Genomic DNA, 13,226 nt, shown 5'->3' on the forward strand with positions numbered 1-13,226 from the left:
ACCAAGCATAAAAGAATCTAGTAACCAGCGGCATTTCTTCGAAATCATTGTTTTCGTCAAGTGCAGGCCTGTTCGCGGCAACTGCGGACAGGTCTTCCTCATAGCCGACAAACGGGTCGGCGGTAGAATAAATGAGGAGAAATGTACTACAATAACATATATTGATAAGAGTGATGCTTCAGCGGACAAGCATCGCTCTTTCACCATCTATGACATTCTAGTCTAATACATAAGGGGGCATATTCCATGGCACGTATTGCATCGAATTTAACGGATCTGATTGGCGGTACGCCGCTGCTGCGGCTGTCCAATTACGAGAAGAAACTGGACCTTCCCGCACAAATTATCGGGAAACTTGAGTATTTTAATCCTGCAGGCAGCGTGAAAGACCGGATCGGGTTCGCGATGATTAAAGCTGCAGAGGAACAAGGACTGCTGCGTCCTGGTTCTGTCATCATCGAGCCAACTAGCGGCAATACCGGCATTGCGCTTGCATTCGCAGCTGCGGCCCTCGGCTACCGCCTGATGATCGTGCTGCCGGAATCGTTCAGCCTAGAGCGCCGTCAACTGATGAAGGCGCTTGGCGCCGAGCTCATTCTAACGCCTGCGGCTGAAGGGATGCGCGGAGCGATCAATCGTGCTGAAGAGCTGAAAGCGGAGTTGAAGGATGCGTATATTCCGCAGCAATTCGAGAATGAAGCGAATCCTGCGATCCATCGTGTTACGACTGCTGAAGAAATCTGGGCCGACACGGATGGTGATGTGGACGTATTCGTTGCTGGCGTCGGTACGGGCGGTACGGTAACGGGCGTTGGCGCCGTGTTGAAGGAACGTAATCCAGGCGTTCATATCGTTGCAGTAGAGCCATCGGAATCGCCGATCCTGTCCGGCGGCAAGCCAGGCGCGCACCGCATTCAAGGCATCGGCGCAGGTTTTGTGCCGGGCGTGCTTAACCGGGATGTGATCGACGAGATCATACCGGTTTCTGCAGATCAAGCTTATGAGACGTCACGCATTCTGGCACGCTGCGAAGGACTGCTCGTCGGCATCTCGTCCGGTGCGGCTGTCTATGCCGCATCATTGCTGGCGCGCAAGCCTGAATTCCAAGGGAAGCGTATCGTAGTGCTGCTCCCGGACACGGGCGAACGCTATTTATCCGCCGGTCTTTACGGAAATATGGAGTAACAAACTTCTCATCGATGCCTCAATAATAGGGGGCGAATAATCTGTCGTTTGTTCTCGAAAAACAGATTGACTTGAATGGACAATACGTGTATTCTATAAAGGTCGCTGTTAACGCAAACGGCAGATATGCTGATGTAGCTCAGCTGGTAGAGCAACGCATTCGTAATGCGTAGGTCGGGGGTTCGAATCCCTTCATCAGCACCATATTTGAATGATATGACGCGATCCTCACGGGTCGCGTTTTTTTTGTTGTATTGCTGTGTCCCTGTTCGGTAATGGGAATCCTTTCTATTAGAGATGATTTAGGTGGATACAAATTTATAGTATAATATAAACACTTAACTTAATAAGGTACACGAACTTATATGAAACGATGGAGGACTGGCATGACGCAGATTAATCAATTAGTAAGCCAAGATGAATTTGTTGGCTTTTATTTGCTTAAGGAGCTTGAGATTCGGCAGACGAATGCAACTCCGCCTAAAGATTATTTTGATATCGTACTCAGTGATTCAACCGGACAACTGACTGCGAAACTGTGGGAAGTTTCGTCAACGGACAAGGAAACCTTTTTCCCAATGGGATTGGTTAAAGTTAAAGGTATCGTCCAGACGTATCGGGAACGTCTCCAAATCAAGATCGTACAAATGCGCCTCGCCACACCGGAAGATGGCGTGACGATTACCGAGTTTATTCGTTCGGCGCCTATTCGGCCGATTGATCTCATCTATACGATTAAGAATACGACCGCCTCTATCGTTAACGATGAAGTGCGCACGATTGTTGAGTACTGCATTGCGAAGGCTGAAGATAAGCTGATGGATTATCCGGCAGCCAAGACGCATCATCATGCCTACTATGCTGGGCTGGCTTACCATACAGTGCGAATGCTTGAGCTCGGTGAATTTATTATTCGTCAGCGTCCTTTCTTGAATGGAGATATGCTGCGTGCGGGAATCATTTTACATGACATAGCGAAGACAGAAGAGTTGAATGCACGGCTTGGTGTTGTGTCGGATTACAGTTTAACGGGCAAGCTGATTGGACATATCGCGCTCGCTTCGTCGTGGATTACGGAAGCAGCGATTCGCTGCGATATTCCACTGGAATCCGAGCGCGTGCTTGGATTGCAGCATCTTGTATTGTCGCATCACAATACAGGCGAGTGGGGAAGTCCTGTGCAGCCGCAGACGGCTGAAGCTGTAGCGCTTCATTATATTGATTCGCTGGATGCTAAGCTGCAGATGGTGGAGGATGCATTGGATTCAACGCCGGAATCGGAGCCATGGACGCCAATGATTCGTGGATTAGAGAATAAAGCGGTCTATCGGACCCCAAAATAAATAATAGTTATTGACAATTTATCGATTTATCATAGCGATGATAAATCGACTTTGATACAATGAGAATGATTATCGTTATCCGGCGATTGAGAACTAGAAAGGATAGATCGGCCATCATGTCTTCTACTGCGAATCACAACAGTGTTAATCAGGCCGTGAATGCTGAGAAAGATGAGCTTCCGCCACTCCGAACAAGGCCAGTTGCAGCATCGCTTGTTCTTACCTTGGGGCTTGCAGCACTCGCATTTGGCATTGCATTATCGGTTTCCCTTGGCGCCGTACATATGAGCTTGTCGACGGTATGGTCGGCAGTGTTTCATTTCAACCCGAAGATTACGAATCATCAGATTATATGGGAAATCCGCTTGCCGAGGGTGCTGGCATCTGCATTGGTTGGTGCGGCTTTTGCGGTGGCAGGCGCGATGATGCAAGGAATTACCCGTAACCCGATGGCGGATTCCGGTATTCTTGGTTTGAATGCAGGTTCGGCCCTTGTACTGTCTCTATGCTTCTCGCTTATGCCGGGGTTGTCCTACAATATGATCCTAGTGCTTTGTTTCATCGGTGCCGCAATTGGCGCGGTCATTGTGTTCGGCATCAGTGCCGTGTCAAGAGGAGGCTTTACGCCTGTACGGCTCGTGTTGGCCGGTTCCGCCGTCTCTTCGCTGCTCTATGCGCTTAGTGAAGGAATTGCCCTCCACTTCAAAGTTGGACAGGATCTCGCTTTCTGGTTTGCTGGCGGTGTAGCGAATGTAAAATGGGAGCAACTGATAACGATATTTCCTTGGATACTGGGTGCCATAGCGGTGGCGATCGTTCTTTCTCGTTCGATTACGCTGCTGAGTCTCGGAGAAGAGATAGCGATTAATCTCGGTCAGCGTACGCAACTGATTCGAATCCTTTCGGTTGTCGTCATTATTATTTTGGCAGGATCGTCTGTGTCGGTTGTAGGGGCTGTCTCCTTCGTTGGTTTGCTCGTTCCGCATGTTACACGGTATCTGGTAGGTGTCGATTATCGATGGATCATTCCTTGCTCTGCGGTTTTGGGAGGTCTGCTAGTCGTACTTGCCGATTTGGGCGCACGGATGATTAACCCGCCGTATGAATTCCCGATCGGTGCACTAATTGCAATGCTGGGCGTCCCATTCTTCCTCTACTTGGCGCGTAACGAGAGGAGGGGGCTGTAAATGGATATGATCAATCGGTTCGGAATCGAACAACGCCGTCGGAAGCGCAGTATTCTTGTCTTTTCTGTTCTTGGCGCACTAATCATTGCAGCCTTCATCATTAGTATGAATACAGGCACCATCCGGCTGTCTCCGTTAGACGTATTGAAGACGCTGTTCGGTATGGGGACCGATAAGGAAAATCTTATTTTGTTTGATTTCCGTCTGCCGCGCATCGTGATTTCTCTCCTCATTGGAGCGGGACTTGCGATATCGGGCTGTGTTCTGCAGGGAGTAACACGCAATGCGCTTGCGGATCCGGGTCTTCTTGGCATCAATGCAGGAGCGGGCCTTGCCGTTATTTTGTTTGTTTGTTTCTACCCGTCAACGAGCACAGTTCCTGTGTTTGTGCTGCCTTTGTTAGCGCTGCTTGGCGCTGGACTTACAGCGATACTGATTTACAGCTTGGCTCATAAGAAGAATGATGGAATCTCTCCAACAAGCCTTATTCTGACGGGAATCGCGGTTGCTGCAGGCATTAACGCAGCGATGATTGTCTTGACGTTGACGCTCAGCCCTGAACAATACCAGTTCGTTGCGACTTGGATTGCAGGCAGTATATGGGGGACGAACTGGAAGTTCGTATTAGCGCTGCTCCCTTGGATTGTTGTGCTGCTGCCCTATGTCATGCTGAAAGCAAATGTGATGAACATTATGAACCTGAGCGATCATACGGCCGCCGGGCTTGGTGCACCGATCGAGGCGGACCGCCGTAAACTGCTGTTTACTGCTGTTGCGCTTGCAGGATCCTGTGTAGCGGTTAGCGGCGGAATCGGCTTCGTTGGCTTGATCGGCCCGCATCTGGCGCGGACGCTGGTTGGTCCGAAGCATCAGCATCTGCTGCCTGCATCGGCAATGGTTGGCGCTCTGCTCACGATCATTGCGGACACGATTAGCCGTGCCATGGCATCTGCCGGAATTCCTACAGGTGTCGTAGTCGCCGTTATCGGCGCTCCTTATTTCTTGTACTTGCTCGCGCGGACGAAAAGCTCGTAACGCGCGAATTATCGCTTTCGCAAAGGAGCTCGAAACTTTTGATAAAACGCTTTTTCTTCTATTACCGGCCGTATAGAGGCTTATTCCTGCTTGATTTCGGCTGCGCCGTTCTTGCTGGCTTGATCGAGCTAGGCTTCCCGATTGCGATCAATAAATTTGTCGATGATCTTCTTCCTAAAGGCGAATGGGGCATTATCGTAGGTGCATCCATCGGACTTCTTGCCCTTTATATTTTGAACATGTTCCTCATGTATATCGTGAACTATTACGGTCATATGTTGGGGATTAATATTGAAACGGATATGCGCAAGAAGTTATTCGGCCATATTCAGAAGCTGTCGTTCCGTTATTTTGACAACACGAAGACAGGTCATCTGCTCAGCCGTCTGACGAATGATATGATGCAGATCGGCGAGGTTGCCCATCACGGGCCAGAAGATTTGTTTATCGCCATTATGACGCTTCTCGGCGCCTTCACGTTGATGATGCTTATTCACTGGAAGCTTGCTGTCATGACGTTCATTATCGTACCGGCTATCATCTGGGTGGTCATCTATTTCAATGGTAAAATGACGAAAGCCATTCATCAGCTGTTCGGCGATATTGGCGACTTTAATGCGTGCATCGAGGATAACGTCGGCGGCATTCGCGTCGTACAGGCGTTCACGAATGAGAAACATGAGATTAAGCAATTCACGGAGAACAACAGCCGATTCCGACTGACGAAGCTGATGTCCTACAAGCTTATTGCAAAGAACGGCTCCATCAGCTACATGATGATGCGTTTCGTGACACTGTTCGTTATGGTATGCGGTACTTGGTTCGTTATCAAAGGCGGCTTGACTTATGGTCAGTTCATTGGCTTCCTGCTGCTTACGAACGTATTCTTCCGTCCGATTGAGAAAATCAACGCGATCATCGAGAGTTATCCGCAAGGTATCGCTGGCTTCAAACGGTATACGGAGCTGCTTGATACCGAGCCGGACATTCAAGATTCGCCGAAAGCAGTTGAGCTTGGCGAGTTGAAGCAGGCCATTCAATTCGAGAATGTATCGTTTGGTTATGAGAACGAAGCGGCGGTGCTTAGCGGTATCAACCTGACCATTCGCAAAGGTGAAACCGTTGCATTCGTTGGTCCATCCGGTGCAGGCAAAACAACGCTTTGCAGTCTGCTGCCGCGTTTCTATGAGGTGTCGGGGGGCCGGATTACGGTCGACGGTTCCGATATCCGCGACGTTAAGCTCGAATCGCTGCGCCGCCAGATCGGCATCGTGCAGCAGGATGTGTTCCTGTTCGCAGGCACGATCCGCGAGAACTTGCTGTATGGCAAGCTAGGCGCTTCCGAAGAGCAACTATGGGAAGCCGCACGCCAAGCACGGCTCGAGGAGTTCATCAAGTCGCAGCCTGAAGGCATGGACACCGTAATAGGCGAACGCGGCGTGAAGCTGTCCGGCGGACAGAAGCAGCGTCTCGCCATTGCTCGCATGTTCCTGAAGAATCCACCGATTCTTATATTGGACGAAGCAACATCCGCATTGGATACAGAGACTGAGTTGATGATTCAGCAGTCACTGAGTGAGCTGTCGCAAGGACGCACGACGCTTGTTATCGCACATCGTCTGGCAACGATTAAGAATGCGGACCGCATCGTCGTCGTCACGCCTGACGGCATCGCCGAACAAGGCCGCCACGAAGAGCTCGTGGGCGCCGGCGGCATCTACAGCCGCCTCCACGAAGCACAATTCGGCGCTTTGCAAATGAGCTGATCCCAACTATATAGACGCAAAATAAAGAAGAAGCGCTGCTGGGCAGCGCTTCTTTATTTTGCGTTGCGCATGACGGAATGCAGATCGAATCAACCCTTGTTTGACAGGTTTATTTTAAACCTGTGAAAGTGCTACCTTTATACAAAGAGGCATTAGTCTTATACCTGTCATTGCTAACAAAAAAATGTAAACCCACAGGAGTCTATTTACTTGTAAAGGAGGGGAGCCGTTTATGAAGAGGATGTTCATGCTGACGATGATAGCAGCGTTAATTCTTACTGCCTGTGGGAGGACTTCATCTGATGTAAAATCGAATCATGAAGGGGCAGCTAGCACGGCAAATAAGGAAGGAGAATCGAATAAGGTGGATATTGACGCATCAAAACCATTTGTACCTGAAAATCCTGAGAATATGCCGAGCGATGACATCAGCAATTCGGGTGTTGGAGAGAAATCAGGCAACAAACTCGAAGACTACGCGAAGGAAGAATGGTACCAGACTTTGCTCGCTAACGCACAGATGAATGTCGGCAATAACTATCGACTGAAAGCGATCGTCGACAAGGCAAAAGCAGGAGAAGAAGTTACGATCGCCTCGATCGGCGGTTCCATCACGGAAGGCGCTGGCGCGAAGAACTATTCAGAAAGCTATGCTTATCGAACATACGAATACTTCAAGAATGAATATGGCGTTAAAGATGGTTCCAACATTCATTTCATTAATGCTGGAGTCGGCGGAACCCCCTCGACATTCGGGATCATGCGCTATCAACGCGATATCGTATCGAGGGTAGCGGACCCTGACGGTCTTCCAGACATTGTTATGGTAGAGTTTGCGGTCAATGACTATGGCGAACCAACTAATCATCAAGCTTATGAATCACTCGTCAAGAATATTTTGCTTCAACCTAATGCACCTGTTGTCATACTCGTATTCTCCGTATTTCCTACCGGATTTACGATGCAAGACGAATTAAAGAAAGTCGGTCAGACTTATGATCTGATGATGGTCAGCACCAAAGATAGCGCTTTTCCGCATATCGGAAAAGAATGGACGGAAGATCAATTTTTCTATGATATTTATCACCCGACGTCACTTGGTCATGGCGTAATGGCGGACGCGATCTTCCATACGATCAAGGCAGCAGCAGAGAAGGAAACTTCTGCTTCCGATATTGATCTGGAGGTTCCGCCGGCGTACGGAACGCAATATGTCGGGCTAAAGTCGATTTTTAAAGATAGTTATGATAAGAGTATTCAACTGTCTCTTGGAAGCTTCAGCGAGGATGACCCGAACGTGTACCGGAACTTCCCGATCGGCAAGCTCTATGAGCATAACTTCCATCATGTTAGCGGAACTAAGAGCCTGAAGTTTACGATCGACAGTAAGAACCTCCTGCTTGCTTACCGTGCCGTTAACGATGCTGACTTCGGTGAAATCGATATTTATGTAGACGGAGAGAAAACGAAAACGATCAATGGCAATACGGGAAGTTGGGGTCAGTCTGTTGTGGATTTAATCTTTTCCGAGGACGTTGCTGAACAGCATACGATAGAGATTAAGATGGCAGAAGGCAGTGAGGATAAGAAGTTTACAATTACTTGCATGGGTTATACGGAATAGTTTCTCGCGCTAGCCTTTGTGCTAGCGCTTTTGTATATGCAACAATAAGAACAAAAGTTGTGACCCAAAAGGTCACGCGACTCCCAGCACGCAGTAACCAAAACGCACCTCTGTCTCGCTACCGCATCAATACGCACGAACAAAAGTTGTGACACCAAAGGTCACACGACTCCAAGCGCGCAGTATCCAATACGAGTCTCTGTTTCGCCACCGCACCAGCAAGCTCGAACAAAAGTTGTGACCCCAAAGGTCACACGACTCTCAGCACGTAGTAACCAAAACGCATCTCTGCTCTGCCACCGCACCAGCAAGCTCGAACAAAAGTTGTGACCCCAGAGGTCACACGACTCCAAGCACGTAGTAACCAAAGCGCATCTCTGTTCTGCCACCGCACCAGCAAGCTCGAACAAAAATTGTGACCCAAAAGCTCACACGACTCCAAGTACGCAGTAACCAAAAAGCATCTCTGCTATGCCATCGCACCATCAAGCTCGAACAAAAGTTGTGACCCCAAAGGTCACACGACTCCAAGCACGCAGTATCCAATACGAGTCTCTGTTTCGCCACCGACCCCTTCCGGGGTCCCGGGGTTGGAAACCCCGGGGGTCCTCCCTTGCAGGGAGGATTTAGGTGGGTAGAACGCTTGATTTAGGTGGGTAGAAATTTTGGAATTAAGGTTTTAGAGAAATTTGATGTTTAGATTTATCTTGAAAAAAGTGGCTCCAAGGGGCACGGCCCCATGGAATCCTACTGAGGAGTTAGGTCCCGCTTCCTGAAGAAAGATTTCAATGCATTATAAACTTCGGTTTTCTCCCGAATGACATGATACATAAAGTGCGGGAACTGAATGTGCTTATAAGCAGACATGAGCGTACTCGATCGGTTGTATTGATTCACTTCGCCGTAGCCGAACAGGTTCGCCCGTTTCAGCAGTTCGCCGATCAGCTTAACGCAGCGCTCGTTATCGCTCGTCAAGTTATCGCCATCGGAGAAATGGAAGGGGTAGATGTTGTACATATTCGGCGGGTAACGGCTGTCGATGATTTCAATTGCTTTGATATAAGCGGAGGAACAGATGGTGCCGCCGCTCTCGCCGCGTGTGAAGAATTCTTCCTCCGTAACTTCCTTCGCCTCCGTATGATGGGCGATGAACACGAGCTCTACCTTCTCGTATTGATGGCGCAGGAAGCGGGTCATCCAGAAGAAGAAGCTGCGTGCGCAATATTTTTCGAAAGAGCCCATCGAACCTGAAGTATCCATCATCGCAATGATGACCGCATTGGACTGCGGCTTGATGATTTCCTCCCACGTCTTGTAGCGGAGATCATCCGGCGAGATATGATGAATGCCTGGCTGACCGCTCGTCGCGTTGCGACGGAGGTTCTCCATAATGGTCCGCTTCTTGTCGATGTTGGACATGATGCCCTTCTTGCGAATGTCGTTGAAGCGGACTTCCTTCGTCTCCAGCTGATCCCGATCCTTCTGCTTGAGAAAAGGGAGCTCCAGCTCCTCGAACAGCATGGCCTCCAGCTCAGCTAAACTGATCTCAGCTTCGATCACATCCTCGCCAGGCTGATCGCCAGCACCTTCGCCTTTGCCAGGACCTTGCGCCGCTTGCGGGTCAACGCCAAGCACGTCACCGACTTGGCTGTCTCCGTCGCCCTGTCCGACGTGCTTGTTCTTGTTGAAATTATAAACAATCCGATATTCATCGAGGCTTCGGATCGGCACCTTTATGACCTGTTTGCCGTCTGACATCACAATGCTCTCCTCGGAGACAAGGTCTGGCAGGTTCTGCTTGATTGCTTCCTTTACTTTCTCTTGATGGCGCGCTTGATCCTGATAGCCCTTGCGGTGGAGCGACCAGTCCTCGCGGGATACGATGAATGAGCGATGATTATCCAATGTGCCCATGTCGGAGCACCTCCCGTCTTATGCCAATCGAATGCACGTTAAGCTAGGCTTCTCATTAACGCTTCATGTTCCTTACTATATTCAGCGGAAGATTACGATATGTTGGCAGATGTCCGTGTACCGGAATGTGATATAATGGCGAAATATATAACGTAGAAAGAAAAGAAGGGAAGTAATTGCATATGTCAATGTTGAACAAATACGGCGCGATCGGTGCTATCTATGCACTGCTTGCTGTAGCATTCGGCGCTTTCGGGGCACACGGGTTGAAGGATGTACTTGATGAGGACATGCTTGAAGTGTTCGAGACGGGCGTTCGTTATCAAATGTATCACGGCCTCGGCATTCTTGTTGTTGCGGTTTTGTCGGATCGCGTGGGCAAGGCTGATGTACTGCGGAGAGGCGCTATGCTGCTGCATATCGGCATCATTGTGTTCTCGGGCAGCCTGTATGTGCTTAGCTTGAGCGGCACGAAATGGCTTGGTGCGATTACGCCGATTGGCGGTGTCTGCTTCCTCGCAGGTTGGGCTATGATTGCGTGGGCGTTGTGGTCTAGCAGATCCGATTCCCGCAGTGTAAAGTAATCGGCGAATGCAATTCTAATCGTTTCGACAATAGCCTGAATTTTCTCGCATCCTGCGACAAAGATTAGCATTTTTTTCTATCCACTGATCGGCATTCGTATTATAATAAAACCAACTAAACTAGTTGTAAATGTACATCGGATAGAGGAAGGACGTTTTCAGGTGACGAGTCGGAAGTTAAAGCCCGCGAGGGCGCCATACACGGGTAACCCCATAAGTGTCCGAGCCTTGAAATGGCAATACGCGGGCGTATGGTGCGTTGCAATCGCTATGTGTGTCTTTACAGGAATTGCAGTCACAGAACATGTTAGCTTGGACATCACACTGCTATTCATTGCCGCAGCAATTAGCGCAATCGGTATGGTTGTTATGCTGAGACGAATGCTCCATGAACGGGCGAGCGTTGAAGCAGCTTGGTCAGGCATCCGTCATAATCCGCTTCCGTTCTATGCGATGGATCGGAGTGGGCGAATTATCCAGATGAATGAAGCGGCGGCCTTGTCGCTTGGATATGAGCCTGCATCCAATGTCCCTATTGGCGAACGATTCGACCGTTATGTCGATGCGACTGATGTTCACCTGTTATCCGAACATGCCGAGCTTGCCGCAGGGGGCAAATCGACGCAGATCATTATTGGCCTACGGGGCCTATCTGGTGATATTTCTTACTGGAAAGCACTCCTTGCACCAGCAGGTTCTGTTGGATGTCCGGTCGGCTGCATCTTGATCGCACAAGATGTGAACGAGCGGCGACGAAACGATGAGCATACTCGTCATTTGACGCATTACGATGACCGGACAGGCTTGCCGAACCGGAGATTGTTCATTGAGCAGCTTGATGAGATGCTTGAGGCTATTAAGGACAGTTCAGATACTTTGCTTACCATATGCTGTATCGATATCGACCATTTTAAGCTGATTAATGCTTCTTTCGGCCATGACTGCGGAGATATGCTGCTGCTGCAGGTTGCAGACCGGTTACTGCGCAGCTGCGGAGAGGGAGACCTCATCTGTCGGATGGAAGGCGATAAGTTCGGCATTGTGCTGGCCGATACGACAGGCGAACGAAGCGAGGGCGACGCCATTCTTAAATTAATGGCTGTCTTGGAAGAGCCGTTCGATATTCAGGGTGTTCCGATTCATATTACGGCAAGTGCTGGCTACACAACGAGCGGACAGGAGCCGCATCATTCTGATAAGTTGCTGCGCAATGCGAATCTCGCACTCATCAAGGCGAAGGAGAGCGGGCCTAATGAGTGCCAGGGCTATCGCGAAGAGTGGGACGCAGCTTCCATCGAGCGTCTTCGCATTCAGCATGATCTCAGGCGCGCAGTCATTAATCGAGAGTTTATACTCCATTATCAGCCGCAATATGATATGCATTCAGGTGCGATTGTTGGGGTTGAAGCGCTTCTCCGCTGGAATCATCCTGTACGTGGGTTGGTTCCGCCTGCTCAGTTCATTCCGATTGCCGAGAGCAGCGGCATTATTGTACAGATCGGTCAATGGGTGCTGGAGGAAGCTTGCCGGCAGAATAAGGAATGGCAGGATGCAGGCCTTCCGAAGATTCCGGTATCTGTGAACTTATCGATGCGTCAATTCTGGCAGCCCAACTTTCCGGAGTCGATAGCTGCAGTACTGGAACGCATTGGGTTGGAGCCGCGTTACCTGGAGCTTGAGATTACCGAATCGATGACGATGGATGCGGATAAGCTGACGAACAGTTTGCTTCGGTTAACCGATATCGGCATCAGCATTAGCATTGATGACTTCGGAACGGGCTACAGCTCTTTCAGTTATCTGAAACATTTCCCAATCGATCGTCTGAAGATCGATCGTTCCTTCGTCAGCGATATTGAGGATGACCCGGACGATGCAGAGATTGTAGCTGCCATTATCGCGATGGCGCACAATCTGCATATGCAAGTCATTGCAGAAGGTGTCGAGACGGCGCAGCAGGTTCATTTTCTCAAAATGCATCTATGCGACGAAATGCAAGGTTATTATGGCAGCCCGCCAGTACCGAGCGAACGGATCGCAGAGATGCTTGCTGCATAAATGAAATAAAGGCCGAGCCTTGAGCAGATCATCTGTTCAAGGCTCGGCCTTTGCAGTAATTCATACGTACTAACCAATCGCGTATTCTTTCCAGACTAATTGCGCGATAGAGCTAACAATCCAGATTTCGTCCTTTTTAGTCAATAGTATTTTGTATACCGTTTGATCTTCGGTTACGACGGCCAGAGCACGATACTTTTCGTTCGACGTTTCATCAATTGTCTGATACGACTCGATTTGTTTGTTTAATTCGTTCTCCACATAGGAGATGAGGACCTGTTTATAATCCTGCGACTCCGGCGAATTCTTCATCTCCAACAACTGGTTATCGGTATAAGTTACAGCATCGTAGTCGTCAATCTGCTTCAATCTGTCTAGGAGAGAATCGCGGTCTTTCATTAAATCTGGATGGACAGTGTACGCTGCTTGAACTTCTTTCTGCTCGTTGTCGAGTGAGCATGCACCAAGTGATCCAACAATAAGCGCGACTAAACATAAACGTATCATGATTGCTGAAAGGCTTTTCATGT

General features: G+C 49.3%; 10 protein-coding genes and 1 tRNA gene. 9 read left to right on the plus strand and 2 right to left on the minus strand.

All coding sequences use genetic code 11. From position 1 onward, the window contains the following. Positions 1–246: 246 nt before the first annotated feature. The 7 genes from cysK to H8B09_RS02505 all read left to right on the plus strand — a co-directional run bounded on the left by cysK (position 247) and on the right by H8B09_RS02505 (position 8,140). Positions 247–1,185: a cysteine synthase A gene (gene cysK, locus H8B09_RS02475; RefSeq protein WP_191201887.1), complete on the plus strand. Its 939-nt coding sequence runs from the start codon at positions 247–249 to the stop codon at positions 1,183–1,185. Positions 1,186–1,313: 128 nt separating this feature from the next. Continuing rightward, positions 1,314–1,389: transfer RNA gene (locus H8B09_RS02480), tRNA-Thr, on the plus strand. A gap of 182 nt (positions 1,390–1,571) precedes the next feature. Next, the gene (locus H8B09_RS02485; protein WP_191201888.1) at positions 1,572–2,528 is read left to right on the plus strand and encodes a 3'-5' exoribonuclease YhaM family protein; all 957 of its coding nucleotides are present in this window, start codon (positions 1,572–1,574) and stop codon (positions 2,526–2,528) included. A gap of 116 nt (positions 2,529–2,644) precedes the next feature. Further along, complete coding sequence (locus tag H8B09_RS02490; RefSeq protein ID WP_191202767.1) at positions 2,645–3,715, plus strand: FecCD family ABC transporter permease; 1,071 nt, start codon at positions 2,645–2,647, stop codon at positions 3,713–3,715. Beyond that, positions 3,716–4,750: a FecCD family ABC transporter permease gene (locus tag H8B09_RS02495; protein ID WP_191201889.1), complete on the plus strand. Its 1,035-nt coding sequence runs from the start codon at positions 3,716–3,718 to the stop codon at positions 4,748–4,750. It abuts the gene before it with no gap. Positions 4,751–4,788: 38 nt separating this feature from the next. Beyond that, a complete protein-coding gene (locus H8B09_RS02500; RefSeq protein ID WP_191201890.1) occupies positions 4,789–6,516 on the plus strand; it encodes an ABC transporter ATP-binding protein in 1,728 nt (575 codons plus the stop codon). Between the two features lie 232 nt (positions 6,517–6,748). Then, on the plus strand, positions 6,749–8,140 hold the full coding sequence (locus H8B09_RS02505) for an SGNH/GDSL hydrolase family protein (RefSeq protein ID WP_191201891.1): 1,392 nt from the start codon (positions 6,749–6,751) through the stop codon (positions 8,138–8,140). A gap of 747 nt (positions 8,141–8,887) precedes the next feature. On the opposite strand, the gene yhbH is transcribed toward H8B09_RS02505, so the two are convergent. After that, the gene (gene yhbH, locus H8B09_RS02510; protein WP_191201892.1) at positions 8,888–10,054 is read right to left on the minus strand and encodes a sporulation protein YhbH; all 1,167 of its coding nucleotides are present in this window, start codon (positions 10,052–10,054) and stop codon (positions 8,888–8,890) included. A 188-nt stretch (positions 10,055–10,242) separates the two neighbouring features. Between yhbH and H8B09_RS02515 the strand changes: the two genes are divergently transcribed. After that, positions 10,243–10,638 (plus strand): DUF423 domain-containing protein, encoded by a 396-nt coding sequence (locus H8B09_RS02515; RefSeq protein ID WP_191202768.1) that lies wholly within the window; start codon positions 10,243–10,245, stop codon positions 10,636–10,638. Positions 10,639–10,866: 228 nt separating this feature from the next. Further along, positions 10,867–12,696, plus strand: a complete 1,830-nt coding sequence (locus tag H8B09_RS02520; RefSeq protein WP_224753211.1) for a putative bifunctional diguanylate cyclase/phosphodiesterase — start codon at positions 10,867–10,869, stop codon at positions 12,694–12,696. A gap of 69 nt (positions 12,697–12,765) precedes the next feature. On the opposite strand, the gene H8B09_RS02525 is transcribed toward H8B09_RS02520, so the two are convergent. Continuing rightward, positions 12,766–13,224: a hypothetical protein gene (locus H8B09_RS02525; RefSeq protein ID WP_224753212.1), complete on the minus strand. Its 459-nt coding sequence runs from the start codon at positions 13,222–13,224 to the stop codon at positions 12,766–12,768. Between the last annotated feature and the right edge of the window lie 2 nt (positions 13,225–13,226).

The organism is Paenibacillus terricola (assembly GCF_014779765.1).
GTDB classification, from domain to species: Bacteria; Bacillota; Bacilli; order Paenibacillales; family Paenibacillaceae; genus Paenibacillus_T; species Paenibacillus_T terricola.